Source organism: Streptomyces sp. NPDC104831 (assembly GCF_055583025.1).
Window position 1 is genome coordinate 25,003 of sequence record NZ_JBVJOT010000029.1, and the last position, 24,457, is coordinate 49,459.

Below are 24,457 nucleotides of genomic sequence, written 5' to 3' on the forward strand. Positions count from 1 at the left end.
TCCTCGGGTGGCGGCTACCTCTTGCCGGCCTTGCGGGTGGCCCGCAGCCACTCCTTGTTCATGCCGGTGATGGACATCAGCGGGATGCCCTTGGGGCAGGCCGTGGCGCACTCGCCGGTGAGCGTGCACCCGCCGAAGCCCTCGGCGTCCATCTGGGCCACCATGTCCAGCACCCGCGTCTCCCGCTCGGGCGCGCCCTGGGGCAGCACGTTGAGGTGGTTGACCTTGGCGGAGGTGAAGAGCATCGCCGCGCCGTTGGGGCACGCGGCCACGCACGCCCCGCAGCCGATGCACTCGGCGTGCTCGAACGCGAAGTCGGCGTCGGCCTTGGGCACCGGGGTGGCGTGGGCCTCCGGCGCGGAGCCGGTGGGGGCGGTGATGTAGCCGCCGGCCTGGATGATCCGGTCGAACGCCGAGCGGTCCACCACCAGGTCCTTGATCACCGGGAACGCGGACGCCCGCCACGGCTCGATGTCGATCGTGTCGCCGTCCTCGAAGGACCGCATGTGCAGCTGGCAGGTGGTGGTGCGCTCCGGCCCGTGCGCGTCGCCGTTGATGACGAGGCTGCACGCGCCGCAGATGCCCTCGCGGCAGTCGTGGTCGAAGGCGACGGGTTCCTCGCCGGACAGGATGAGCTGTTCGTTGAGGACGTCCAGCATCTCCAGGAAGGACATGTCGGGCGAGATGTCGTCCACCTCGTAGGTGGACATCGCTCCTTCGGCGCCGGCGTTCTTCTGCCGCCAGACGCGCAGGGTGAGCTTCATGCGTAGCTCCGCTGGGTGGGGTGGACGTACTCGAAGACCAGGTCTTCCCTGTGCAGGACGGGAGCCTCGCCGGTGCCGGTGAACTCCCATGCGGCGGCGTAGGAGAACTCCTCGTCCCTGCGGGCGGCCTCGCCGTCGGAGGTCTGGGACTCCTCGCGGAAGTGGCCGCCGCAGGACTCGGCGCGGTGCAGCGCGTCGAGGCACATCAGCTCGGCGAGTTCCAGGTAGTCGACGATGCGGTTGGCCTTCTCCAGCGACTGGTTGAACTCCTCGCCGGTGCCGGGCACCTTGATCCGCCGCCAGAACTCCTCGCGGATCTGCGGGATGCGCTCCAGGGCCTTGCGCAGCCCCGCTTCGGTGCGGGCCATGCCGCAGAACTCCCACATCAGCTCGCCGAGTTCGCGGTGGAAGGAGTCCGGGGTGCGGTCGCCGTCCACGGCCAGCAGCAGGTTGATCCGGTCCTCGGTCTCGGCCAGCACCTCCTGGACGACCGGGTGCGCGTCGGTGACCGGGTCCTGGTGGGGGTTGCGGGCGAGGTAGTCGTTGATGGTGGCCGGCAGCACGAAGTAGCCGTCGGCCAGGCCCTGCATCAGGGCGGAGGCGCCGAGCCGGTTGGCGCCGTGGTCGGAGAAGTTGGCCTCGCCGATCGCGAACAGGCCGGGGATGGTGGTCTGCAGGTCGTAGTCGACCCACAGGCCGCCCATCGTGTAGTGCACGGCCGGGTAGATGCGCATCGGCACCTCGTACGGATCCTCGTCGGTGATCCGCTGGTACATGTCGAAGAGGTTGCCGTACTTGGCCTCGACGGCCTTGCGCCCCATGCGCTTGATGGCGTCGGCGAAGTCCAGGTAGACGCCCTGGCCGCCGGGGCCGACCCCCCTGCCCTCGTCGCAGACGTTCTTCGCGGCGCGGGAGGCGATGTCCCGGGGCACCAGGTTGCCGAAGGAGGGGTAGATGCGTTCCAGGTAGTAGTCGCGCTCGTCCTCGGGGATCCGGTGCGGCGGCCGGGTGTCGCCCTTGGCCTTGGGCACCCAGATCCGGCCGTCGTTGCGCAGCGACTCGCTCATCAGGGTCAGCTTGGACTGGTGGTCGCCGGTGCGCGGGATGCAGGTGGGGTGGATCTGGGTGAAGCAGGGGTTGGCGAAGTAGGCGCCGCGCCGGTGCGCCCGCCAGATCGCGGTCGCGTTGGAGTTCATGGCGTTCGTCGACAGGTAGAAGACGTTGCCGTAGCCGCCGGAGGCGAGGACGACGGCGTCCGCGAAGTACGTGCCGGTCTTTCCGGTGACCAGGTCCCGGGCGACGATGCCGCGGGCCCGTCCGCCGACGACGATCAGGTCCAGCATCTCGGTGCGCGGGTGCAGCTCCACGTTCCCGGCGGCGATCTGCCGGGACAGCGCCTGGTAGGCGCCGAGCAGGAGCTGCTGGCCGGTCTGGCCGCGGGCGTAGAAGGTGCGGGAGACCTGGACGCCGCCGAAGGAGCGGGTGTCGAGCAGGCCGCCGTACTCGCGGGCGAACGGCACGCCCTGGGCCACGCACTGGTCGATGATCTCCACGGAGATCTGCGCGAGGCGGTGCACGTTGGACTCGCGGGCGCGGAAGTCGCCGCCCTTGACGGTGTCGTAGAACAGCCGGTGGACGGAGTCGCCGTCGTTGCGGTAGTTCTTCGCCGCGTTGATGCCGCCTTGCGCGGCGATGGAGTGGGCGCGGCGCGGGGAGTCCTGGTAGCAGAACTGGACGACGTGGTAGCCCTGTTCGGCGAGGGTGGCGCCGGCGGAGCCGCCCGCGAGGCCGGTGCCCACCACGATGACCGTGTGCTTGCGCCGGTTGGCCGGGTTGACCAGCTTGGCCTCGAACCGGCGCTTGTCCCAGCGCTCGTGGATCGGGCCGGACGGGGCCTTGGTGTCGGCGACCGGCGCACCGGTCGCGTAGTCGGTGTAGGTCATGGTCAGCTCACCACTCCGGTCATGACGCCCACGGGTACGGCGATGAAGCCGGCCGTGAGCAGCAGCGCGAGGACGTTGGCGACGGTCTTCAGGGCGCGGTCGCGGGCGCGGCTGCCGACGCCGAGGGTCTGGGCGGCGCTCCAGAAGCCGTGCCGGATGTGCAGGCCGAGCGCGAGCATCGCGACGATGTAGACGACGTTGCCGTACCAGGTGGAGAAGGTGTCCACGACGTTCTGGTACGGGTGTCCCTCCTGGAAGCCGCCGGGGTGCACGGTGCCGGTGGTCAGGTCGAGGATGTGCCAGACGATGAACAGCCCGAGGATGACACCGCCCCAGCGCATGGTGCGCGTCGCGTAGCTCGCCCGCGGCTTGGCGTGGACGTAGCGGGTGGGCCGGGCCTTGAGGTCGCGGCGGCTGAGCTGGTAGGCGGAGGTGGCGTGGGCGGCCACGGCGACGATCAGGACGACCCGGATCAGCCAGAGCGTCCACTCGTAGTGCATGAACGGCTCGCCGACGGTGCGCAGCCAGTGCGCGTAGTGGTCGAACTCGTCGGGCCCGAAGAAGATCTTCAGGTTGCCGATGACGTGGGCGACCAGGTACAGCAGCATGATCACGCCGCTGACGGCCATGACCGTCTTCTTGCCGACGGAGCTGTCCCACACGGTACGCGCCATGGACGGCCGTCGGTCCGTCCGCGTTGCCAGAGCCATGGGACAGCACGCTAGGGCCGAAGGTCCCGATCGGTCCAAGACATGGTGCAGCTTGTTTCCATAGCTTGAGGCTATTGTTCCTGGATGCAGTTCCAACAGCTCCAGTACTTCGTGGCCGTCGCCGAGACCCGGCACTTCACCCGGGCCGCCGAGCGGGTGCACGTGGCCCAGCCGTCGCTGTCGCAGCAGATCAAGGCGCTGGAGCGGGAGCTGGGCGCGGATCTGTTCCTGCGTGCCCGGGGCAACATCACGCTCACCGACGCGGGCGAGGCGCTGCTGCCGCTGGCCCGGCGGATCCTGGCCGACGCGGACACCGCCCGGCACGAGGTGCAGGAGCTGGTGCAGCTGCGGCGGGGGCGGGTGCGGCTGGGGGCGACGCCGAGCCTGTGCACCGGACTGCTGCCGGACGTGCTGCGCGCCTTCCACGACCGGTATCCCGGCATCCGGCTGCTGATCGAGGAGGGCGGCTCGCACGACCTGGTGCGGGAGCTGGCGCGCGGGGCGCTCGACCTGGCGCTGGTCGTACTGCCGCTGCCGACGCCGGCGCCCGCGCTGACCACGGTGGAGCTGCTGCGCGAGGACCTGGTGGTGGTGTCCTCGCCCGAGGCACCCGCGCCCGGCCGGGGCGGGCGGGTGATCCGCATCGCCGACCTGGCGGGTGAGCGGCTGGTGATGTTCCGGCACGGCTACGACCTGCGGGAGCTGACCGTGGCCGCGTGCCGGGCCGAGGGCTTCGAGCCGGACTTCGCGGTGGAGGGCGGCGAGATGGACGCGGTGCTGGGCTTCGTCCGGGCCGGGCTGGGGGTGGCGGTGGTGCCGCGCATGGTCGCCACCCGGGCCGGGCGCGGGCTGCGGGTGACCCCGCTGGCCCGGCCCGGTCTGCACCGTACGATCGCGCTCGCCCACCGCAGCGACGTGGCCCCGCCGCGGGCGGCGCAGGAGCTGCAGCGGATGCTGCTGGAACGCTGAGCCCCGGCTCAGCCGAGGACGGCGGGCCTGAGCACCTCCTCGCACCACTGGCGGAAGCCGGTCGGCGCGCTGTCGGGGGTGACGGGCACGCCGGCGCCGTAGAAGTCCTGGCGGGTGAGGGCGCGCATCATGTCGGCCAGGCCCCGGGCCGCGTCCTCGCTCGCGCCGTACCGCAGGAGCGCGGCCCGCTGGTCGTCGGCGTCGATCCGGCGGAAGCGGACCGGCCGGTCCAGCACCTCGGACACCACCCGCGCCATGCCCTCGGGCGTGAGGTCGTCGGGGCCGGCCAGCGGTACGTCGGCCTGGCCGGTCCAGGAGCCGTCCAGCAGCAGCCGCGCGGCCGTGGCGCCGATGTCCCGGGTGGCGCAGGTGCGCAGCACCCGGTCGCCGGGCACCGCCATGGTCAGCTCACCGCCGTCGCGCAGGGCGGCGGCCTGGGCGAGCAGGTTCTCCATCAGGTACGGCGGGCACAGCGCGCGGTGGTGGACGCCGGTGGCCCGGATCTCGTCGTCGGCGGCCAGCGCGGCGGAGATCTGCCCGGCCCGCTCGGCGACCCCGCGGCCCAGGGTGGAGACGGCGACGACCCGCTCGACGCCCCGCGCCGCGACCGCGTCGGCCAGCGGCCGGGCGAAGGCGCGGAAGTGGCCCTCGACGCTGTCGGCGGCGAGTGACGGCGGCACCAGCCAGAACACCCGGTCGACGCCCGCGCACGCCTCGGCCATGACCTCGGGATCGGCGTGCGAGCCAGGGACGGCCTCCACGCGGTCGCGTACCCGCGGGGCGAGCCGGGCGGGGTCGCGGACGACGACGCGCACCGGCCCCGCCGCGTCGCCGGCGGCGAGCAGCGAGGCGAGGACCTGGCCGCCGATCCGGCCGGTCGGGGTGGTCACGAGGATCATGAGGGGCTCCGGAGGGGTCTGCGCGAGCGGGAGGAGGACGTGCCCGAGCCTGCCCGCGGCCCTCCGGGAACTGAAGGTCCGGCCGGCTCAGGGTTGTTACCCTCAGGGCAATACCGAGCGGAGGGGGTGCGGGTGGATTCCCGCCTGCTGCACTACTTCGTCGCCGTGGCCGAGGAACTGAACTTCGCCCGCGCCGCCGAGCGGCTGGGCATCTCCCCGCCGCCGCTGTCCCGCGCGGTCCGCCGGCTGGAGGCCGAGCTGGGCGTGCCGCTGTTCGACCGGACCACGCACCACGTCGCGCTGACCGAGGCGGGTGAGGTGCTGCTGCCCGAGGCGCGGTTCGCGCTGGACGCCCTCCAGGCGGCCGGGCGGCGGGCGCGGCGCGCGGCCGGGCCGGACCGGAAGCTGGTCCTGGCGGTGAAGGCCGACGGTGACGCGGGCCTGCTGGAGCCCCTCCTGGAGCACTACGCCGCCCGGCCGGGCGCGTTGCCGGTGACGGTCCGCCTGTGCGCGTGGCGGGAACAGCCCCGGCTGCTGCGGCGCGGGGAGGCCGACGTGGCGCTGCTGCACGAGCCGTTCGACCGCACCGGGCTGGACAGCGAGCCCCTGCTCGCCGAGGACCGGGTCGCCGCCCTCGGCTCGGCCCACCCCCTGGCCGCCCGGGACGGGGTCACCCTCGGCGACCTGGGGCTGCGGCCCGGGGAGCTGCACCGGTTCCTCGAGGAGACCCGGAGCGCGGGCCGGGACCTCGCCCAACTGCTCACGCTGATCGCGCTGGGCGACGCGGTGGCCGTGCTGCCGGCCTCCGTCGCCGGCCGCTATCCGCGTCCCGGGGTCGTCTACCGGCCGGTCGCGGACGCGCCGCCCTCGGTGCTGGCGATCGCCTGGCCGCAGCAGTCCCGCTCCCTGGCTGCGGCGGCGCTGGTGCGGTCGGCCACGAGCGTGGCCGCGGGAACGCGCGGCGCGGGGACCGGCGTGCCGGTCCCCGCGGATACGGCCGCCGGGCCCCTCCCGGCCGCGGGCGGCCGGCGGGCCGACGCGGCGGACGGCGGCGATCCGGCCGCCCGGCCACTCCCGGGCGCCCACGCGTAGCCGGCCGCGCGGCGGGACCACGGCAGCGCGCCCCCTCGCGGGCACGAGACCGCCGCCTCCCGGCGCGCCGGAGACGGCACGGGACGGGACGGTGTGACGGTCACCGGGACCGGCGCCACCGGGCCGCTCCCGGCCACGCGCGGCGAGCGGAGGGCGGGCGCGGTCGGGCGGCCCCCGCCGTCGACGCGCCCGGCTCGCGCGGGAGGTCTTTGTGCCGGGCGGGTGCGCCGCGCGCGGCGGAGGACCGGCGGCCCACGGGAATCCCCTCGCCGCTCAGCCCGTCGCGTCCACCAGGGCGAGGTCGTGGAGCCGCTCCGGTGGGCCCGGGCGGGCGTAGTACCAGCCCTGGGCCGTGTCGCAGCCGAGGATGCGCAGTTGCTCGGCCTGGGCGCCGGTCTCCACGCCCTCGACCGTGACCGCCAGGTCGAGGCTGTGGGCGAGGGAGACGATGCCCTCCACGATCTTCAGGTCGACGGGGTCGGCGGGGAACCGCTGCATGCCCTGGGTGAAGGAGCGGTCGAGCTTGAGGATGCTGACCGGCAGCCGGCGCAGGTTGGCGAGGTTGGAGTAGCCGGTGCCGAAGTCGTCCAGGGCGATGTCGACGCCCATCTCGGCGAGCCGGCGCAGGGGTTTGAGGAGGTCGTCGTCGGCGCCGATGAGCGCGGACTCGGTGACCTCCAGGCACAGCGCGTCCGGGGTGACCCCCGCGCGTTCGAGGATCTCCACGGTGTCCTGCACCAGCCCCGGGTGCCCGAGCTGGCAGGGCGAGAGGTTGACGTTGATGCGCAGCGGTCCGGCGCCGGCCGGCCCGCCGTGCCGTTCCCGCCAGGCACGGGCCTGCCGGATGGACTCCTCCAGCACCCAGCGGCCGAGCGGCACGATCAGGCCGGTGTGCTCGGCGAGCGGGATGAACCGGTCCGGGCCGAGGACCCCGTGCTGCGGGTGCAGCCAGCGCACCAGGGCCTCGGCGCCGCGCACGCTGCCGTCGCCGAGGTGCACCAGGGGCTGGTACTCGATGAAGAACTCGCCGCGCTCCAGGGCGGTCGGCAGCGCCGTGGTCAGGCCGTGCCGGGTGATGGCGCGGGCGTCGGCCTCGGGGTCGGCCAGCTCCGCGCGGTTGCCGCCCGCCGACTTCGCCCGGTACATGGTGATGTCGGCGCTGCGCAGCACCTCGGCGGCGGTACGCTCGCCGGCCGGGCCCTCCACGATGCCGAGGCTGCCGCGGACCAGCAGGTCACGCCCGTCGACGCTGATGGGGGTCACGAGCGCGTTCATGATGCGCTCGGCGAGTTCGTCGACCCCGCGCTCGGTGCCGGGGCCGGTGGTCAGGGCCACGAACTCGTCGCCGCCGAGCCGGGCCACCATCTCCCCGGGCGCGGTCGCGCAGGACTGGAGCCGGTCGGCGACCTCCACCAGCAGCCGGTCGCCGGCCGCGTGGCCCAGGCTGTCGTTGACGGTCTTGAAGCCGTCCAGGTCCAGGTAGCACAGGCCGAAGCGCTGGCCCTCGCCCGCGTTCAGGGCCTTCTCCAGCCGCTCGAAGAACAGGGTGCGGTTGGGCAGGCCGGTCAGGGCGTCGTGGGTGGCCTCGTAGCGCAGCCGCAGGTTGAGCAGCCGGCGCTCGGTGGTGTCCTCCATCAGGGCCAGCTGATACTGCGGGCGTCCGTCGGCGTCGCGCAGCAGCGAGACCGTCAGGTTGGTCCACAGGACCGTTCCGTCAGGCCGGTTGAACGCCTTCTCCACGTGGTAGTGCTCGCGCTCGCCGCGGACCAGCTCCTCGTACAGCCGCCGGATCTGCGGGGCGTCCTCGGGATGCACCCAGTCCTGGACGCGCCGGCCGCGCAGGGTCTGCTCGGACAGGCCGAACATGCGCAGCAGCGCCTCGTTGACCTGGAGGACGTGGCCGTCGAGGTCGGCGATGCCGATCCCTATGGCGGCGCCCTCGAAGACCGCGCGGAACCGGGCCTCGCTCGCGTGCAGCGCCTGGGCGACCACGCCCTGGGCCCGCAACGCGGCCTGGGCGATGGCCTCCTGCTCGGCACGGGTGCGCACGCGCAGCGCCTGCGCGTAGCCGGCGGCCATCGCGTGCTGCAACTTCGAGGACCGCAGCCGCAGTTCGTCCTGGGGGCCGTCCTCGCCGCAGTACAGGACCAGATAGGCGTCCACGCAGTCCAGGGTGCGGGCCAGCGCCTCGGGGTCGGTGCAGTGCGCGCCGACCAGGGCGGCGCCGACCGCCTTCGCCGCGTCCGCGTCGAAGTTGCGGGCGCGCAGCAACTCGCTCAACCGGCGGGCGAGCGGGAGGAGTTCCTCCGCGAACTCGGCGCGGGTCAGCGAGGTCGAGGTCACCGGGTAGACGGCCCGGCTCCAGATGGTCGTGAGCCGGCGCAGTCTGTCCTCCGGCCCGTCCGGTTCCGCGCTCACGCCGGACGCCCCACGCCGGCGAACCCGGAGAAGGCATACGGATCCTCGTCCTCCGGCGCCGAATCCGGGCGCCAGTGCGGCATCTGCACCAGTCCGGGTTCCACCATGTCGTACCCCTCGAAGAACCGCGCGATCTCCTCGCGCGAGCGCATGATCAGCGGGTTGCGAATGTCCTTGTATACGTCCACCGCGCCCTCGGCCCGCTCGGCGGGCAGCGGGATTCCCTCGTACGAGGCATGGGTGAGGATCAGCAGGCTGCCGGGCGCGAGCGCCGCGCACAGCTCGGCCACCGCGCCGTACGGGTCGTCCGCGTCGTCCACGAAGTGCAGTATGGCAACGAGCAGCAGCGCCACCGGACGCTTCAGGTCGATGAGCCCCGCCAGCCGGGGGCTGGACAGGATCTCCCGGGGCTTGCGGAGGTCGGCGGCGATCACGTCCGCGTCGTCGTTGTCCGCGAGCACCGCCTCGCTGTGCGCGACGGCCACCGGATCGTGGTCGACGTAGACCACCCGGGCGCCCGGCACGGCGGCCTGGGCCACCTCGTGGACGTTGCCGAACGTGGGGATGCCGGAACCGATGTCGAGGAACTGGGTGATGCCCTCGCCGGCCGCGAACCGCACCGCGCGGCGCATGAACGCCCGGTTGGCCTGCATGACCTTCGGCAGACCCGGCATGAACTCCATCGCCCGGCGCGCCGCCTCCCGGTCCACCTCGAAGTTGTGCGAACCGCCCAGGTAGTAGTCGTAGATCCGCGAGACGCTCGGCACCGAGATGTCGATGCTGCGTGGGGCCCAGGCAGGACGCTCCATGTATGTCTCCAAAGCGTGGACAGGTGTAGGCGATCCGGTGTTCGAGCTGAGGCTACTGATCGCCCGCCAAAGGAGCGACCCGAAACGGAAATTGACCATCCGTTCCCGGTCACTGCCTGCGGCAAGTGCCCGCACGACCCCGGTGCGTGACGGCGCGGGCCCCTACCGCTCCCGCCCGCACGAGGACCCGCCCCCTCCGCTCGGTGCGGAGGGGGCGGATCCTCGGCCGCGCGCCGGGCCGGGGCGGGGCACGCGACCCCGGGGAGGCGGCCTACGCGCCCGGCGCGCCGACCGGCTTGCCGTCGGGCGAGACGGCGTACCAGGTGCCGCCCACGCCCTGGCCGTTGGTGTCCCCCGGAGCCCTGTCCCCGGAGAAGGTGTAGACCGGCCAGCAGTCGACCGTCATCTGCCGGGTGCCGTCGGGGCGGGTGAAGGACATGAGGCCCTTCCTCCGCACACCGTCGGTGTCGGCGGCGGCGACCGGCGCGACGGCCGGCCACTTCTCCAGGCAGGCTCCGGTGCAGTTCGAGACGGACTTGGGCCAGGCCCTGTCCTTCATGAAGCGGTAGACCGTCCTGCCGTCGCGGTCGACGACGACCCTGCCCAGGCCCGGGGCCTCGCGGACGGACAGGCCGGGCGGATCGGACTGCTCGGCCTTCCTGCCGGTCGGGGCGAGCGCGAACCAAGTGCCTCCCACGCCCTGCCCGTTGACGTCACCGGCGTTGACGTCCTTGGCGTAGCGGTAGGCGGGACGGCCGCCGATGGTGAGCTGCCTGGAGCCGTCGGCGCGGGTGACCTCGCCGAGCAGCGTCCTGTCGATCCCGGCGCCGGCGGTGGCGTCGTCGGCGGGGACCGGAGGCCACGTGGTGGCGCAGTCGCCGGCGCAGTTGCTCTTCGGCGGGTCGGCCGTGTCCTTGTCGAACCGGTAGAGGGTGAGGCCGGAGCCGTCGGTCAGCACCTTGCCCAGCTCGGGGTTGCTCGCCACTGTCAGCCTGCCGGCCGGGGTGCCCGGAGCCGCGGAACCCTGGTCGCCGTCGGCGCCGTAGCCGTTGCCCGCGCCGATCGCGGTGCCGCCGCCCCGGTCGCCGCCGTCGCCCGCGACGACCGTCGCCCCGGCGTCGCGGGCCGCCGACGCGGGAGTGGTGGTGCCGTCCTGACCGCACGCCGTCGTCAGCACCAGTACCGCGGCGGCCGTGGCCACCAGTGAGGCGGTCCGCCAGGAGGTCTTCATCGTCAGCTCCCCATCGTCACCTGGATACCGCGGCGCCTGCCGCGCCGCCGCACGGCCATGGGTACGGAACAAGGGGGCCGCCGCGTTCAACACCGGCCGTGCGTTCTTTCCGGGAGCGGCGGGGACCCGGCGAAGGCGGGCCGCGGGAGGCCCGTTCTGCATATGCCGCCCTTTCGCGCGGCAAACCTTGGACCGCTCGATCTCCCTCTTTCGGAGCAATCTCGGGCCACTGTGGGGTAATACGGTCGCCCACGCCCCATGATCTGCGTCGTGCATGGACCCCGAGTGACCCGCCGCGCGCCCGCCGCACGGGTGTTGGCCCTGCTGACGCTGACCTGGGCCCTGGTGGGCTGGCCGGCCGGCAGCGCGTCGGCCGACGCCTGCGCGTACGCCTCGACGGGCCCGGACGGCACGGTCGCGGTGGCCCACGCCGGCGGCCACCACCGGCCCGGTGGCCACCACCGGCCCCATCCGCCCGGCGGTCACCACTGGCCCGACCCGCCCTGCCCGAAGCCCCCGCCTCCGCCCCCGTGCCCGCCCGAACCGACACCCACGCCCACGCCCACTCCCCCGCCGAAGCCCACACCGCCCCCCGAGCCGACACCCCCGCCGTCGCCGACCCCGCCGAGACCGGCTCCCAGCCCCACGCCCACCCACACACCGGCCCCGGCACCCGCGCCCCGGCCACCCGCCCGGCCCGCCCCGGCACCCCCGGCCCCGCGCCCGGCACCCACCCCGGCCCGAACCGCCGCGCCCGCACCGGTACCGCCGCCGAAACCCACGCCCGAGCCGACCCCGCGGCCCTCCGCGACCCCCGTGAGCTACCCGGTGTACCACCCGCACACCGTCCGCCGCCCGGCGCGCCGCCACACCACTCCCGTCACCTACGTCCTGCTCATCACCATCCCCGCGATCGTGGCCGTCGCCGCCCTGCGCCCGCGCTGACGCACCGGCCCCTCACCCCTGGAGGCACCAGTTGTCGGATTGGCTTGTTCTCGTCCTCGCGATGGCGGGGGCCTTCGCCGTCGTGGTCGTCATCACGCTGGTGCGGCAGCGGACGGCGTCCGAGGACGAGGACCCCAGTGAGACCCCCGACGTCATCGAGTACATGACGATGTGGATCGGCGTCATCTACGCCATCGTCCTCGGCCTGGCCATCGCCGGCGTGTGGGAGGCCCGCAGCTCCGCGCAGGACCACGTGCAGGCGGAGGCGCAGGCGCTGCACGAGATCTCGGAGCGGGTGCGCGTCTACCCGCCGGACGTCCGCGACCGCGTCCGCGAGGACGTGAACGCCTACGCCGGGTACGTCGTCCACACCGAGTGGCACCGGATGGCGGGCGAGCAGCGGGTCACGGAACGCGGTGCCGACCTGCTGGGCCGGGTCCGGGCGGACGTCACCGACTACCGTCCGCGCGACGACTTCGAGGCGCAGGCCTACCAGCCGCTGCTGGACCAGATGGCCGCCGCCGACCAGGCCCGCAACGCGCGCGCCGACTCCACCGGGGCCACCATGCCGCCGGTGGTGTGGTGGGGGCTGATCACCGGCGGGCTGATCACCATCGGCATGGTGTTCGCCCTCCAGATCCGGCGCACCGGGCGGGAGTTGGTCCTCGCCGCGCTGTTCTCGGCCACCATCGCCTTCATGCTGTTCCTCATCTGGGACTTCGACGCGCCGTACAGCCGGGGCATCGCGGTGACCCCGGAACCGTTCGTCACCATGTTCCCGGGCATCACCGGTTAGCTTCCGGCCACACCCACGCCCACCGGCCCGGCCGCCGGAGCCCCTCACCGGAGCCCGGCCACCGGAGCGCTCGTCCGAGCCCGGCCGCGACAGGCCCGCGCCCCCGCTTCCGGCGCGGAACGCGGAACCGGGGCGTGGGCCGGCCGTGGCGCGGGTGCCCGGCGGCGGAGAGGTCGCGGGGCACCGGCGGCTCAGGCCCCCTTCTCGTGCCGGCGGCGCAGCCAGAAGGCGCCCCCGCCCACCAGGGCCGCGGTGACCAGACCGCCGCCGATCGCCATGTCGGTGGGTGTCGCGCCGACGGCCCGGCTGCCGCCGAGGCCGCCGTTGACCCCGCCGAGCACGGTGAAGGCGTCCCGGCGGGTCAGGGTGCGGCCGTCGCAGCGGACGGTGACGCTGTACCGGCCGCGGCGGGCGTCGCGGTCGACGATGGCGACGCCCCGCGCCGTGTCGTCGCGGAACGACTCCAGCCGGATGGTGCCGAAGGCGTCGGAACTCGCCGTACCGCCCCGGCAGCCGTTGACGATGACGGTGAGGCGGCCCCCGGCCGGCAGCACATCGGGGGTGACGAAGATGTCGTGCGCGTCGCCGAAGCCCTCGTCCCGGCCCTCGCCGCCGTTCCCGTGTCCGAAGTCGCCGCCCCGGTTGCCGAAGTCCTCGCCCCCGCGGCCGTTGCCCCCGCCCTCCCCGCCCCGGCCGTTGCCGAAGCCCTCGCCACCGCGGCCGTTCCCCTCGCCACCGCGGCCGTTGCCCTCGCCGCCGCGCCCGTTGCCTTCCCCGCCCCGGCCGTTGCCCTCGCCCCCGCGCCCGTTGCCCTCGCCGCCCCGGCCGTTGCCCTCACCCCCGCGGCCGTTCCCGTTCCCGTTGCCGTTGCCGTTGCCGTTGAAGTTGCCGTTCCCGTTCCCGTTGCCGTTCCCGTTGAAGTGGCCGTTTCCGTTGCCGTTCCCGTTCCCGTTGAAGTGGCCGTTTCCGTTGGCGTTGCCGTTCCCCGGGAAGACGCCGTTCCCGCTGAAGGTGCCGATGTTGCCGGTGCCGGGGACGATGACAGTGGTGTCGGTGCCGCTCGGCCCGCCCCCGTTTCCCATGCCGTCCGCGACGGCCACGGGGACGGCGAGCCCGAGGACGGCGACCGTGGTGCACGCCGCCGTCAGGGCACGTTGGTTGCGCATGTGATCCTCCGCGGGAGGTCACCGGGTCCCGTCCCCGGTGGATCGGCGAGAAGCACCTCCCGGGACGACACTCGGGCGCGCGGAACACGCCCGCATGTCGAGAATGGTCCGTCCTGGTGAGCCGACACACCGGCGTATCACCACACAATCGGATATTGCCGCAGGTCACGGACCGTCAGAAAATATCTGGGAACGGCAACTCGGATGGCGCACCGGGCGCGCGGCCGGCCACCCGTTCGCCGATCGCCCCGTCGCCCGCCGCCCGTGCGGGACTTAGCGTTTTCCCATGTGCGATGGACGTGGCGGGACCGCGTCGAGAGGGGATGGCGAATGTCTGCGTCCAAGCTGGCCCTGCTTGCCGAGGAGGAGGAGCGGCGGAGGAGGCGCGCCCCGTGGGGGGTGATAGCGCTGGTGCTGCTGACCGGCCTGGCCCTCATCCGCAACGGCTCCGGGGAGTTCGACGTCGGCCCGCCGCAGCCCGCCTCGGCGGCGGCCCCGGACGCCCGCGCCACCCTCGGCACCCTCGCGCCCGCACCCACCGCGCTGCCGTTCTCGCCCGTGCGGCGGGTGCGGATCCCGGCGATCCGGGTGGACGCCCCCGTCATCCAGGTCGGCCTGGACGCGGACGGCTGGGTCGCCGCGCCGCCGCCGGAGAACCCGGGCCAGGCCGGCTGGTTCACCGGCGCCGTGTCCCCGGGCGAGAAAGGCACCGCGGTCATCGTCGGCCACGTCGACAACGAGCAGGGGCCCGCCGTGTTCTACGGCCTCGGGGCGCTGAAGAAGGGCAACCAGGTCGAGGTCGCGCGCCAGGACGGGAAGACCGCCGTGTTCGAGATCTACGGCGTCGAGGTCTTCGCCAAGAACGACTTCCCCGGCGACCGGGTCTACGGCTCCAAGGGCACCCCGGAGCTGCGGGTCATCACCTGCGGGGGCGGTTTCTCGAAGCAGAACGGCTACGAGGGCAACGTCGTCGTCTTCGCCCGTCTGGCCGCGGTCGTCTGAACCGCCCCGCCGGGGCCCTCACACCCGGCGGCCCGGCACGGTGAGCCGGTAGCCGGAGTCGAGCAGACGGGGCAGCCATTCGCGGATCGCGCGGACGGTCTGCGAGCGGTCGCCCCCGGCGTCGTGGGAGAGCACCACGACGCCGGGGGCGGCGCCGCTCTCCACCCGGTCGACGATGGTGTCGGTGCCGGGCTCCATCCAGTCGGTGGTGTCCACGGTCCAGGCCATCGGCTCCATGCCCATCTCGGCGCCCAGTTGGAAGGCGGCCCGGTTCCAGGCGCCGTAGGGCGCGCGGAACCACTGGGGGCGCTCGCCGTAGGTGTCCTCGATGACCTCGCTGGTGCGCTCCATCTCGGAGCGGATCTCCTTGCGGCCGAGGGACGTCAGCAGCGGGTGGGTCCAGGTGTGGTTGCCGACGACATGGCCCTCGTCGGCCATCCGGGCCAGCAGTTCCCGGTTGTCCACGACGCACTCCCCGCAGACGAAGAACATCGCCCGGACGTGGTACCGGGCGAGGGTGTCGAGGATGTGCGGGGTGTAGTCGGGGTGGGGCCCGTCGTCGAAGGTCAGCACCATGCGCCGGTCCTGCCCGGAGATCCGCAGGATGGGCTCCTTGCGCACCTTGAGCTTGCGGGGCGGGGTGCGCGGTGGCCCGTATCCGGTGAGCGGCTGGAGCCGGAAGGCGGAGGGCCCCAGGGCCGGACGGGCCTGGGGCCCGGGGGCGGGGGCCACGGCGGCCCGGACGGTCTCCTCGCCGTCACCCGCCAGCACGGCACCCGCCGTGCCCGCCGAACCGAGCGCGGCGACACCGGCGAGGAGCATCCGGCGCCGCGTGAACAACTGATCCTTCTGCATGACTCATCAGTCGCCCGGCCGGACGCCGCCGCACCGCAACACCGTCGGTGCGGCGGCGGTAATGCACCCGGACAGCGGATCCGGCGGGCGCTTCCCCGGCGGCCTTCCCGCCATGTCCACGACCGGCCCCGCCATCGGCGGGCGGGCCCCGGCCTGGGTGGGAACCGGGGATTCCGCTAGCCTCGGGGCGTGACGGAACAGCACGAACAGCCTTCGCACACGTTCGAGCGGGGCACGGACGGCCCGAAGGTCGTCCTCGTCGGGGTGGACGGCTCGGACTCCTCGCTGCGCGCCGCCGCGTACGCCGGCGGTCTGGCCCGGCGCCAGCACGCGCTGCTGGCCGTGGTGTACGTGCAGCCGGTGCTCGCGGCGGGCGCGGCGCTCGGGGCGCCGGTGGCGGAGGCGACCGACGAGATCGCCGAGGACCTGATCGGGCAGATCCGGGAGGCGGCCGAGCGGGTCAAGGGGATATTCGAGGTGCGCTGGGAGTTCCACACCTTCCGCGGCGACCCCTACAGCGGGCTGGTGCGGGCGGCGGACGAACTGAAGGCGGACGCGGTGGTGGTGGGCGCGTCGGAGCAGGCCGGCCACCGGATCATCGGCTCGGTGGCGATCCGGCTGGTGAAGGCGGGCCGCTGGCCGGTGACGGTGGTGCCGTAAGGCCGTCGCGGCCACGCTCCCGGCCGCACCGGCGGCACCGGCGGCAGCGCGCGAAGGGATCACGGCGCCTCCTGGCCGGACCGTGCGTGGCGTCTTCCCTGGGCGGCGGCGCTGAGACATCATGATCCGCCGTCAGGCGTTGCCGTCGGCGAAGAGGTGAGGCGCATGGGCAGGCTCCGCGCGGGTGAGGGGATCCTCCGCCGCAAACCCATCGAGCACATCGAGGAGACCGAGGTCGGCGAGGGCACCCGGCTGGAGAGGTCGCTGGGGCTCTGGCAGCTCACCGCGATCGGGGTGGGCGGCATCATCGGCGCGGGCGTGTTCACGCTGGCCGGCACGGTGGCCAACGGCACCGCCGGCCCCGCGGTGCTGGTGTCGTTCCTGATCGCCGGTGTGGCGAGCGCGTGTGCGGCGCTGTCGTACGCCGAGTTCGCCGGGATGATCCCGAAGGCGGGCTCGGCCTACACCTACGGGTACGCGGTGCTCGGCGAGTTCGCGGGCTGGTTCATCGGCTGGGACCTGCTGCTGGAGTACACGGCGATCGTGTCCGTGGTGGCCATCGGCATCTCCGGTTACTTCGGGTTCCTGGTCGGGGAGCTGGGCGCCGATCTGCCGCGGTGGATGCTGGGCGCGCCCGGCACCGGCAGCGGGCACCGGGTCGACCTGTTCGCGGCCGTGCTGTGCCTGCTCATCGCCTGGCTGCTGACCCTGGGCATCCGCAGCGCGGCCCGGTTCGAGACGTTCGTGGTCGCCCTGAAGGTGCTGGTGGTGCTGCTGGTGATCGGGGTGGGCGTGTTCCACATCAACACCGGGAACTACCACCCGTTCTTCCCCTACGGCGTCGGCGGGGCGTTCACGGGCGCGGCGACGGTGTTCTTCGCGGTGTTCGGCTACGACGCGATGTCGACGGCGGCCGAGGAGTCGAAGGACGCCCAGCGGCACATGCCGAAGGCGATCATCTACTCGCTGGTGATCTCGATGGTGCTGTACGTGGCGGCCTGCCTGGTGCTGACGGGCATGCAGAACTACAAGGAGATCGACAAGGAGAGCGGCTTCTCCACCGCGTTCAAGTCGGTGGGGCTCGGGGCGCTGGCGGACGTGATCGCGGTCGGGGCGATCATCGGCATCCTCACGGTGATGTTCACCTTCATGCTGGGCGTGACCCGGGTGTGGTATTCGATGTCCCGGGACGGGCTGCTGCCCACGTGGTTCGCCAAGACCCACCCGACGCGGCACGTGCCGACCCGGGTGACCTGGATCGTCGGGGTGGCGTCCGCGCTCATCGCCGGTTTCGTCCCGATCGGCGAGGCGGCCGAGCTGACCAACATCGGCATCCTGCTGGCGTTCGTGGTGGTGTGCGCGGCGGTGATCGTGCTGCGCTACCGGCAGCCGGAGCTGCCGCGCACCTTCCGGACACCGGGCATGCCGGTCGTGCCCGCGCTCGGGGTGCTCTTCTCCGTCTGGCTGATCACGTTCCTGCAGTGGCAGACCTGGCTGCGGTTCGCGGTGTGGTTCGCGCTCGGCTGTGTCATCTACTTCGCCTACTCCTACCGGCGTTCGGTGCTGGCCCGCGGGCGGAGCGGCGGCTGATCACTCCGCCATGACCAGGCCGTCCCGGGCGGCCCCGCGGCCGAGGACCACGTCCCTGATCCGGTCGCGGGCGCCCTCCAGCTCGGCGCCCTGGGCGATGGCCCGGCCGAGGTCGAGCACCCGGCCGGCGTCGAGGTCGTAGAGCTGGGGGACGAACTCGGCCTTCACCACCCGCCAGGGTCCGCCCGGCCGGTCCGGCGGGGCGAAGGTGAAGCGGCCGAGGGTGGACTCGTTGCCGCGCGGGTCCGGGGCGCCTTGCCCGTCGTGGCGCGGGCCGGCGATCTGGTCGCCCAGTCCGTAGACCACCCAGGTGCCGTTGACCTTCTCGTACGCCTGCGGGACGTGGGGACAGGTGCCGAGGATCAGGTCGATGTCGGGGTGGCCGTCCGTGGCCGAGGCGGTCAGCCGCCCGGCGAGGGTGAGCTGGACCGGGTCGGGTCCGTCCTGCCCCTCGGTGCCCCAGTCCAGGGAGACCACGACCACGTCGGCGCCGCCCCGCCGGGCGGCGCGGGCGTCGGCGACGATCCGGTCGGCGTCGATCAGGCCGACCGCCCAGGGCCGGCCGGCGGGCGGCGGCTGGCCGGTGGCGGCGGCGTAGGCGAGGTGGGCGACCCGGGCGCCGCCCGCCCGGTACAGCATGACCGAGCGGGCCTCGGTCTCGCTGCGGGCGGTCCCGGCGTGCCGCAGCCCGGCCCGGTCCAGGGCGTCCAGGGTGCGCCGCACACCGTCGGCGCCGTCGTCCAGCGCGTGGGCGGAGGCGGTGGAACAGCCGTCGTAGCCGGTGGCGGCGAGGTCCTCGGCCAGTCGCGGCGGGGCGGTCGGCGGGGGCCCGCCGGCGGGGTCGTAGCCGGTGGCGAGGTGACACAGCGCCAGATCGGCGCCCGAGACGACCGGTTGGACGCCGGAGAGCATGGGGCGGAAGTCGTGGCCGTCGCCGCCGGCGTCGTAGGCGGCCCGTTCGACGACGGTGGCGTGCGGCAGGATGCTCCCGGAGGCAACGAGGGTGAAGGGCCCGGCCGCGGCGGGCGCCGGGGACGCCGGGGGTCCCGCGGGTCCCGGCGCGCCGGATTCCTCGTGCTGATTCCGGCAGGCCGCCCCCGCCGCGAGGACGGCGGTCAGGACCAGCGCCACCTGCTTTCTGCGTCCGATCATCAACTCACCCCAGGGTCGTCGTCCGTGCAGACGAAGCCGTGACGGGCATATGGGTATGAAGCTGATGCGTCGGATAAACAGTCCGGGTGGCGTCATTAGCCCGTCCGGTGTCCCGGTGTACCGCCCGGCCGACCGTTCGCCGACGCGATCGACCGTCCGTCGCACGACCCGGTCCGCCCCCTGTCCGCCGGGCACGGCCTGCGCTGGCATACGGCCATGACGGCCGGAACCTCACTCACCCACGGGACGACGACCGCCGAGCACGAGCTGGCCGCGCTCCAGCGCGAGCACGGCGGTCCGCTGTTCGCCCTGCTGCTCAGGCTGTGCGACGGAGACCGCCAGCGCGCCGAGGACCTCGTCCAGGAGACGCTGGTGCGCGCCTGGCAGCACCCGGAGGCCCTGCACGCCGACGACTTCGACTCGGTACGGCCCTGGCTGCTGACCGTGGCCCGGCGGCTCGCGATCGACGCCCGGCGGGCGCGGCGGGCCCGGCCGCCCGAGACCGGCGACGAGGTGCCGGAGAACGCCCGGGTGACCGCCGACCACGCCGAGCGGGCCGCGGCGATGCTCGACGTGCGGGAGGCTGTGAAGACACTCACTCCCGCCCACCGTGACGTGCTCGTACTCGTGTATTTCCGCGGGGCCAGTGTGGCGGAAGCGGCCGAGGCCCTGGGGATTCCACAGGGTACCGTGAAGTCCCGCGCGTACTACGCGCTGCGTGCCCTGCGCCGGGTCCTGCCGGGTTACGCGGCCGACCTGCGGTGAAACCGCAAGGACGGTCAAGTCTCGGTAAAGCGCCTTGCCGCGGCCCGCGTTCGGGCATGGGCTGTCCTCATCCGCGTTCCGGACGGGGGTCCGGCCCCGACGGCCCGGGCGACGCGCACGCACCGGAGGAAGGGCAGGAAGGGATGCTGCACGGAGGTCACGAGAGCACGGGCGGCGCCGACGGCGGCGGGCTGACCGTCCCGATGGCCTGGCTGTACGCCGAGTACATCGCCGACGAGCTGCTGCGCACCGGCGATCTGATGCCGCCGGCGTCCTTCGAGTACCGGGCCGGCCGGGACGCGCTCGCGCTGACCGTCTTCCTGTCCGACACCGACGGGGAGCTGTCCGGCATCCGGGTGATCTCCCAGCTGGAGAACTGGCTGGCGCTGACCGCCCACGACCGGCCGTGGCAGGACTGGGTGCGGGCGCGCATGGCCGAGCGGGCCGAACGGGCGGCCGCATCCGACGCGCCCTGCCCGGACCTGGCGCTCGCCGCCGACGCCTGGCGCTGGCTGGAGGAGACCGAACTGCTGGCGCCGGACCTGGACGCGGTGCCGGGCGGCGGCCCGGTGGTCGGGGAGGACGACGGCCCGAAGGTGTGGACCCCGGCGTGGCGGCTGGGCCTGCCGCTCGGGCACCTGGCGATCCACCTCTTCTGAACCCTTCACGCCGCGCACCGGTCCGCGGCCGGGCGGCTCCGCGTCCCCCGGTCACGATCGCGTGCGTGCCGTGAGTGATCCGGTGGTCCGCTGCGTACGGGTGGGGGCACGGGGCAGCCCCGCCCGCACCCGACGGCACGAGGATTCGGCATGAGGTCCCTGGAACGGCATCGCGACGCCGGCGCGTACGCGCTCGGCGTGCTGGACGAGGCGGCGGCGTTCCGCTTCGAGGACCACCTCGTGGAGTGTCCCCGGTGCGCGGCCCACGTGACGGGGTTCGGGCCCGTCACCCGGCAGCTGATGCTGTACCGGCGGGCGACCCCGCCTCTCGTGCCCCCTCTGGCGCGGCCCGGCGCCCGGCTGCTGGAGCGGCTGCTCGGCGAGCTGGCGCACCGGCGCCGGACGCGCCGCCGGCGGCTGCTGTACGGGCTGGCCGCCTCGGTGGTGCTGGCCGTGGCCGGTCCGGGGATCGTGGCGTTCGCCGGGCGCCCGGGGCCGCCGGACGCGGGGGCCGGCCGGGTCGCCGAGGCGGCCGACCCGCGCACCGGGGTGTGGGCGCGGGTCACCGCGGCGGACGAGGAGTGGGGCAGCGCGCTGCGTGTCGAGGCCGGGGACGGCGCCGGGCCGCGGACCCGCCGGCTGGTCGTGGTCGGCCGCGACGGCACCGAACGGATCGCCGCCGGCTGGACCGCCCCGCGCGCGGGCACCCGGCCCACCACCGCGCTCGGCGCCACGGCGCTGCGTGCGGACCGGATCGCCCGGTACGAGATCCGGACGGCGGACGGACGACTGCTGCTCACGCTCGCGGCGCGCTGACGGCCCACCCCGGGCGGCACCGGTCCCGGGCCCGCCACCGGCACGCGGCCCCGCCCCGCCGCCCTCACTTCAGCAGGCGGGAGAGCCTGCGGTCGGCCAGTGGTCTGCCGCCCGTCTGGCAGGTCGGGCAGTACTGGAGCGAGGAATCGCTGAAGGACACCTCGCGGATGGTGTCGCCGCACACCGGGCAGGGTTCGCCGGTGCGGCCGTGGACGCGCAGACCGCCCTTCTTCTCCGCCTTCAGCCGGCCCGCCGCCACGCCCCGGGCACGCTCGACCGCCTCGCCGAGCGTGCCGCGCAGCGCCTGGTACAGCCGGTGGGTCTCCTCCGGGGTGAGGGAGGCCGCGAGCTTGAACGGGGACATCCGCGCGGCGTGCAGGATCTCGTCGCTGTAGGCGTTGCCGACGCCCGCGATCAGCGACTGGTCGCGCAGCGCGCCCTTCAGCTGCCGCCGTTCGCCGCCGAGCAGGGCGGCGAGGCGGTCCTCGGTGAAGTCCCGGGCGAGCGGGTCCGGGCCGAGGCGGGCGACGCCGGGCACCTCGGCCGGGTCGCGCACGACGTACACGGCGAGGCGCTTCTGTGTGCCGGCCTCGGTCAGGTCGAAGCCCTCCCCGGTCTCCAGCGCGACCCGCAGCGCCAGCGGGCCCTTGCCGGGCCTCGGCGGGCCGTCCGGCAGCCGGTCCCGCCACTGGAGCCAGCCCGCGCGGGCCAGGTGGACGACCAGGTGGAGTCCGCCGCCGGTCTCGATGTCCAGGAACTTGCCGGACCGGCGCACGGCCGTCACCTCGGCGCCCTCGACGGCGCCGGGCGGAGGGTCGTAGGTCTTCAGGACGCTGACGGCGACCGGCAGCACCCGCACCACCCGGCGGCCGGTCAGGTGCTCGGTCAGGAAGTCCGTCAGCGCTTCCACCTCGGGCAGTTCGGGCATACGTCCAGGGTGCCAGCCGGCGCCGGGGACGCCACGCGGCGGCCGGACGCGGCCCTACGGCAGCCGGAACTCGCACCACACCGCCTTGCCCGAGCCGCGCGCCGTCACGCCCCAGGCGTCGGCGAGCCGGTCGACCAGGAGCAGACCCCGGCCGAAGGCCCCGTTCCCGACCGCGTCCCGGCGGCGCGGCAGGACGCTGGAGCAGTCCTCGACCTCGATGCGCAGCCGGCGCTCGGAGCCCTCCAGCACCCGCAGGGTGACGATCGCCGAGCCCTCGGTGTGCAGCAGGGCGTTGGTGATCAGCTCGTCGGCCACCAGCTCGATGTCGTCGGCCCGCGCGCGGGCGCCGCGGGCGCGGACGGCGGCGCGGATCATGTGCCGGGCCCGGGCGAGGGCCTCCGGGTCGCCGGGGGCCACGTGCCGGCGGAGCCGGCCGCCGGGCCGGGCCGCCTGCCGGGTGTGGCGGCGCAGCAGGAGCAGCGCCACGTCGTCGTCGCCGCCGTGCTCCTCGGCCGCCCGGATCAGCCGGTCGGCGAGGGCCGCCACCTCGGCGGGCCCCTCGCGCACGAGCGTCACGAGCGCGGACATGCCCTCGTCCAGGTCGGTGCCGGGCAGTTCCACCAGTCCGTCGGTGCACAGCAGCAGTGTGCTGCCGGGGTCGAGTTCGAGGGTGGCGACGGGGTACTCCAGCCGGCCGAACTCGGCGGACAGGCCGAGCGGCAGCCCGCCCTCGACGGACAGCCGGGTGCAGCGGCCGTCGCGGTGGCGGACCAGCGGGTCGATGTGACCGGCGCGGACCATCTGGACGACTCCGGTGGCCAGGTCGGCCTCGGCGTACAGGCAGGTGGCGAACCGGTCGGTGTCGAGTTCGTGCAGGAAGACGGAGGCGCGGGCCATCACGGTGGCCGGGGTGTGGCCCTCGGCGGCGTAGGCGCGCAGCACGATCCGCAGCTGGCCCATGACGGCGGCGGCGTGCGTGTCGTGTCCCTGGACGTCGCCGATGACCGCGCCGACCCGCCCGCCCCCGGAAGGGGTGCCCCCGGGCAGCGGGATCAGGTCGTACCAGTCGCCGCCGATGTCCCGGCCGAGGGCGGCCGCGCGGTAGCGCACGGCGACGTCCGCGCCGCACACGCTGGGGATGGAGCGGGGCAGCATGGCCTGCTGGAGGCCCTGGGCGAGGTCCTTCTCCTGCTCGTAGAGCATGGCCCGCATCAGGCTCTGCGCGATGCTGCTGCCGAGCGCGACCAGGACGGCGCGCTCCTCTGCGGAGAAGCCGCGCCGGTCGTCGTAGAGCAGGCCCATGGCGCCGATCGGGCGGGCCTGGGCGATCAGCGGGAGGTAGGCGGCCGAGGTGATGCGCAGGCCGGCCAGGTGCGGCCACAGGACGGGGTAGTGCGCGGCGAACTCCTCCGGTGACTCGATGAACCGGGGGCTGAGGGAGCGGACGACCTCGCTCATCGGATACGGCTCGTCGATCCGGGTGACGCGGGTGCCGGGGACGAAGCTGCCCGCGGGACCCTCGGCCACCAGTCTGATCCGGCCCGCCTCCACCAGGCCCATCACCAGGCTGGTCGCGCCCAGGTGCCGGACGCCGTGGGTGTCCTTGAGCACGTCGATGACGTCCTGGACGGTGCGGGCGTGCGCGAGGGCGGCGGAGATGACCTGGACGACGCCGGTCTGCTGCCGGAACGCCTGGTCCTGGGCCGCCCGCAGGCTGCGCGCCGTGCTGTCGGCGAGTTCCTCGGTGGCGTCGCGGAGGATGCCGACGACGCGGTGCGGGCGGCCGGAGTCGTCGCGGCGGATGCGGCCCCGGGTGTGCGTCCAGCGCATGGTGCCGTCGCGGCGGCGGATGCGGAAGTAGGCGCTGTAGTGGTCGCTGCCGTCCTTGATCGCCCGGGCGACCGTCGCGTCGAGCCGGGCCGCCTCCGGCGGGGGCACCCGGAGGGCGTTCAGGGTCTCCAGGCGCCCGTCGTACTCCCCGGGCGGCAGGTCGAACACCTCGAGGGCCTGGGCGTCCAGGCGGAACAGACCGGCGTCCAGGTCCCAGTCGAAGCCGCCCATGCCGTTGAGCGCGAGGACCGGGTCCGGCTGCACGGGCCGGTCCTCCGGGAGTGACAGGGCGCTCGCACCCCGATCGGCCATGGGGCCACCTTGCCAGGATCCGGCCGATTCTTCGACTCGCCCGGGGCCCGCGGACGGCGCGGGGCGGGTCACCGCCGGGCGGGCCGGCCCGGGACCGCGGGCGCGCCCGGCGTGCTGGGACGCCCCGCTCAGTCCCGGGGCCACGG

22 protein-coding genes are annotated in these 24,457 nt (G+C 74.2%); 10 read left to right on the forward strand and 12 right to left on the reverse strand.

All coding sequences use genetic code 11. The features are described 5' to 3' along the window. Positions 1 to 14: 14 nt before the first annotated feature. From ACZ63H_RS20680 to ACZ63H_RS20690, 3 genes are read right to left on the reverse strand one after another with little or no spacing between them, the layout of a single operon-like run. Positions 15 to 764 carry a succinate dehydrogenase/fumarate reductase iron-sulfur subunit gene (locus ACZ63H_RS20680; protein ID WP_469867022.1) on the reverse strand — a complete coding sequence of 250 codons (750 nt, stop codon included), beginning with the start codon at positions 762 to 764 and terminating at the stop codon, positions 15 to 17. Next, positions 761 to 2,707 carry a fumarate reductase/succinate dehydrogenase flavoprotein subunit gene (locus ACZ63H_RS20685; RefSeq protein WP_469867024.1) on the reverse strand — a complete coding sequence of 649 codons (1,947 nt, stop codon included), beginning with the start codon at positions 2,705 to 2,707 and terminating at the stop codon, positions 761 to 763. Before ACZ63H_RS20685 ends, ACZ63H_RS20680 begins: the two co-directional genes overlap by 4 nt. A 2-nt stretch (positions 2,708 to 2,709) precedes the next feature. Beyond that, a complete protein-coding gene (locus ACZ63H_RS20690; protein ID WP_469867141.1) occupies positions 2,710 to 3,381 on the reverse strand; it encodes a succinate dehydrogenase in 672 nt (223 codons plus the stop codon). Between the two features lie 120 nt (positions 3,382 to 3,501). Between ACZ63H_RS20690 and ACZ63H_RS20695 the strand changes: the two genes are divergently transcribed. Beyond that, entirely contained in the window at positions 3,502 to 4,386 is an 885-nt protein-coding gene (locus ACZ63H_RS20695) for a LysR family transcriptional regulator (RefSeq protein WP_469867026.1), read from the forward strand. An 8-nt stretch (positions 4,387 to 4,394) separates the two neighbouring features. Here ACZ63H_RS20695 and ACZ63H_RS20700 read toward each other — a convergent pair whose 3' ends face one another. Further along, positions 4,395 to 5,285: an NAD(P)H-binding protein gene (locus ACZ63H_RS20700; protein ID WP_469867028.1), complete on the reverse strand. Its 891-nt coding sequence runs from the start codon at positions 5,283 to 5,285 to the stop codon at positions 4,395 to 4,397. A 132-nt stretch (positions 5,286 to 5,417) separates the two neighbouring features. On the opposite strand from ACZ63H_RS20700, the gene ACZ63H_RS20705 reads away from it, so the two are divergent. After that, positions 5,418 to 6,377 (forward strand): LysR family transcriptional regulator, encoded by a 960-nt coding sequence (locus tag ACZ63H_RS20705; RefSeq protein WP_469867030.1) that lies wholly within the window; start codon positions 5,418 to 5,420, stop codon positions 6,375 to 6,377. A gap of 273 nt (positions 6,378 to 6,650) precedes the next feature. Here the strand turns inward: ACZ63H_RS20705 and ACZ63H_RS20710 are convergent, their stop codons facing one another. From ACZ63H_RS20710 to ACZ63H_RS20720, 3 genes are all read right to left on the reverse strand, one after another. Then, complete coding sequence (locus ACZ63H_RS20710; protein WP_469867032.1) at positions 6,651 to 8,795, reverse strand: putative bifunctional diguanylate cyclase/phosphodiesterase; 2,145 nt, start codon at positions 8,793 to 8,795, stop codon at positions 6,651 to 6,653. Then, positions 8,792 to 9,604, reverse strand: coding sequence for an SAM-dependent methyltransferase (locus ACZ63H_RS20715; protein ID WP_469867034.1), 813 nt, complete (start codon positions 9,602 to 9,604; stop codon positions 8,792 to 8,794). The genes ACZ63H_RS20710 and ACZ63H_RS20715 overlap by 4 nt, the downstream gene beginning before the upstream one ends. Before the next feature lie 271 nt (positions 9,605 to 9,875). Next, on the reverse strand, positions 9,876 to 10,835 hold the full coding sequence (locus ACZ63H_RS20720; RefSeq protein ID WP_469867036.1) for an SCO0930 family lipoprotein: 960 nt from the start codon (positions 10,833 to 10,835) through the stop codon (positions 9,876 to 9,878). 816 nt (positions 10,836 to 11,651) lie between these two features. Here ACZ63H_RS20720 and ACZ63H_RS20725 point away from each other — a divergent pair. Further along, positions 11,652 to 11,780, forward strand: coding sequence for a hypothetical protein (locus ACZ63H_RS20725; RefSeq protein ID WP_318200072.1), 129 nt, complete (start codon positions 11,652 to 11,654; stop codon positions 11,778 to 11,780). Positions 11,781 to 11,811: 31 nt separating this feature from the next. Then, complete coding sequence (locus tag ACZ63H_RS20730; RefSeq protein WP_469867038.1) at positions 11,812 to 12,576, forward strand: bestrophin-like domain; 765 nt, start codon at positions 11,812 to 11,814, stop codon at positions 12,574 to 12,576. Between the two features lie 191 nt (positions 12,577 to 12,767). On the opposite strand, the gene ACZ63H_RS20735 is transcribed toward ACZ63H_RS20730, so the two are convergent. After that, entirely contained in the window at positions 12,768 to 13,742 is a 975-nt protein-coding gene (locus ACZ63H_RS20735) for a hypothetical protein (protein WP_469867039.1), read from the reverse strand. Between the two features lie 330 nt (positions 13,743 to 14,072). Between ACZ63H_RS20735 and ACZ63H_RS20740 the strand changes: the two genes are divergently transcribed. Beyond that, positions 14,073 to 14,744: a class F sortase gene (locus ACZ63H_RS20740; RefSeq protein WP_469867041.1), complete on the forward strand. Its 672-nt coding sequence runs from the start codon at positions 14,073 to 14,075 to the stop codon at positions 14,742 to 14,744. An 18-nt stretch (positions 14,745 to 14,762) separates the two neighbouring features. Here ACZ63H_RS20740 and ACZ63H_RS20745 read toward each other — a convergent pair whose 3' ends face one another. Further along, positions 14,763 to 15,599 (reverse strand): polysaccharide deacetylase family protein, encoded by an 837-nt coding sequence (locus ACZ63H_RS20745; protein ID WP_469867043.1) that lies wholly within the window; start codon positions 15,597 to 15,599, stop codon positions 14,763 to 14,765. A 189-nt stretch (positions 15,600 to 15,788) separates the two neighbouring features. On the opposite strand from ACZ63H_RS20745, the gene ACZ63H_RS20750 reads away from it, so the two are divergent. After that, positions 15,789 to 16,259 carry a universal stress protein gene (locus ACZ63H_RS20750; RefSeq protein ID WP_469867045.1) on the forward strand — a complete coding sequence of 157 codons (471 nt, stop codon included), beginning with the start codon at positions 15,789 to 15,791 and terminating at the stop codon, positions 16,257 to 16,259. A 165-nt stretch (positions 16,260 to 16,424) separates the two neighbouring features. Then, positions 16,425 to 17,849 carry an amino acid permease gene (locus ACZ63H_RS20755; RefSeq protein WP_469867047.1) on the forward strand — a complete coding sequence of 475 codons (1,425 nt, stop codon included), beginning with the start codon at positions 16,425 to 16,427 and terminating at the stop codon, positions 17,847 to 17,849. Here ACZ63H_RS20755 and ACZ63H_RS20760 read toward each other — a convergent pair whose 3' ends face one another. Beyond that, complete coding sequence (locus ACZ63H_RS20760) at positions 17,850 to 19,001, reverse strand: CapA family protein (RefSeq protein ID WP_469867049.1); 1,152 nt, start codon at positions 18,999 to 19,001, stop codon at positions 17,850 to 17,852. Positions 19,002 to 19,217: 216 nt separating this feature from the next. Between ACZ63H_RS20760 and ACZ63H_RS20765 the strand changes: the two genes are divergently transcribed. From ACZ63H_RS20765 to ACZ63H_RS20775, 3 genes are all read left to right on the forward strand, one after another. Beyond that, on the forward strand, positions 19,218 to 19,766 hold the full coding sequence (locus ACZ63H_RS20765; protein ID WP_469867050.1) for a sigma-70 family RNA polymerase sigma factor: 549 nt from the start codon (positions 19,218 to 19,220) through the stop codon (positions 19,764 to 19,766). Between the two features lie 143 nt (positions 19,767 to 19,909). Then, positions 19,910 to 20,425 carry a hypothetical protein gene (locus tag ACZ63H_RS20770; protein ID WP_469867052.1) on the forward strand — a complete coding sequence of 172 codons (516 nt, stop codon included), beginning with the start codon at positions 19,910 to 19,912 and terminating at the stop codon, positions 20,423 to 20,425. A gap of 150 nt (positions 20,426 to 20,575) precedes the next feature. Beyond that, positions 20,576 to 21,241, forward strand: a complete 666-nt coding sequence (locus ACZ63H_RS20775; protein ID WP_469867053.1) for a zf-HC2 domain-containing protein — start codon at positions 20,576 to 20,578, stop codon at positions 21,239 to 21,241. Positions 21,242 to 21,305: 64 nt separating this feature from the next. Here the strand turns inward: ACZ63H_RS20775 and ACZ63H_RS20780 are convergent, their stop codons facing one another. Both ACZ63H_RS20780 and ACZ63H_RS20785 read right to left on the reverse strand, forming a co-directional pair. Then, positions 21,306 to 22,169, reverse strand: coding sequence for an Fpg/Nei family DNA glycosylase (locus ACZ63H_RS20780; protein WP_469867055.1), 864 nt, complete (start codon positions 22,167 to 22,169; stop codon positions 21,306 to 21,308). Positions 22,170 to 22,223: 54 nt separating this feature from the next. After that, entirely contained in the window at positions 22,224 to 24,311 is a 2,088-nt protein-coding gene (locus ACZ63H_RS20785) for a SpoIIE family protein phosphatase (protein WP_469867057.1), read from the reverse strand. Positions 24,312 to 24,457: the final 146 nt, after the last annotated feature.

Bases quoted from the DNA above. Each gene is read 5' to 3' on its own strand.
- ACZ63H_RS20680 (WP_469867022.1), bottom strand. From the start codon at position 764: ATGAAGCTCACCCTGCGCGTCTGGCGGCAGAAGAACGCCGGCGCCGAA.
- ACZ63H_RS20685 (WP_469867024.1), bottom strand. From the start codon at position 2,707: ATGACCTACACCGACTACGCGACCGGTGCGCCGGTCGCCGACACCAAG.
- ACZ63H_RS20690 (WP_469867141.1), bottom strand. From the start codon at position 3,381: ATGGCGCGTACCGTGTGGGACAGCTCCGTCGGCAAGAAGACGGTCATG.
- ACZ63H_RS20695 (WP_469867026.1), top strand. From the start codon at position 3,502: ATGCAGTTCCAACAGCTCCAGTACTTCGTGGCCGTCGCCGAGACCCGG.
- ACZ63H_RS20700 (WP_469867028.1), bottom strand. From the start codon at position 5,285: ATGATCCTCGTGACCACCCCGACCGGCCGGATCGGCGGCCAGGTCCTC.
- ACZ63H_RS20715 (WP_469867034.1), bottom strand. From the start codon at position 9,604: ATGGAGCGTCCTGCCTGGGCCCCACGCAGCATCGACATCTCGGTGCCG.
- ACZ63H_RS20720 (WP_469867036.1), bottom strand. From the start codon at position 10,835: ATGAAGACCTCCTGGCGGACCGCCTCACTGGTGGCCACGGCCGCCGCG.
- ACZ63H_RS20735 (WP_469867039.1), bottom strand. From the start codon at position 13,742: ATGCGCAACCAACGTGCCCTGACGGCGGCGTGCACCACGGTCGCCGTC.
- ACZ63H_RS20740 (WP_469867041.1), top strand. From the start codon at position 14,073: ATGTCTGCGTCCAAGCTGGCCCTGCTTGCCGAGGAGGAGGAGCGGCGG.
- ACZ63H_RS20745 (WP_469867043.1), bottom strand. From the start codon at position 15,599: ATGCAGAAGGATCAGTTGTTCACGCGGCGCCGGATGCTCCTCGCCGGT.
- ACZ63H_RS20755 (WP_469867047.1), top strand. From the start codon at position 16,425: ATGGGCAGGCTCCGCGCGGGTGAGGGGATCCTCCGCCGCAAACCCATC.
- ACZ63H_RS20760 (WP_469867049.1), bottom strand. From the start codon at position 19,001: ATGATCGGACGCAGAAAGCAGGTGGCGCTGGTCCTGACCGCCGTCCTC.
- ACZ63H_RS20765 (WP_469867050.1), top strand. From the start codon at position 19,218: ATGACGGCCGGAACCTCACTCACCCACGGGACGACGACCGCCGAGCAC.
- ACZ63H_RS20770 (WP_469867052.1), top strand. From the start codon at position 19,910: ATGCTGCACGGAGGTCACGAGAGCACGGGCGGCGCCGACGGCGGCGGG.
- ACZ63H_RS20775 (WP_469867053.1), top strand. From the start codon at position 20,576: ATGAGGTCCCTGGAACGGCATCGCGACGCCGGCGCGTACGCGCTCGGC.
- ACZ63H_RS20780 (WP_469867055.1), bottom strand. From the start codon at position 22,169: ATGCCCGAACTGCCCGAGGTGGAAGCGCTGACGGACTTCCTGACCGAG.
- ACZ63H_RS20785 (WP_469867057.1), bottom strand. From the start codon at position 24,311: ATGGCCGATCGGGGTGCGAGCGCCCTGTCACTCCCGGAGGACCGGCCC.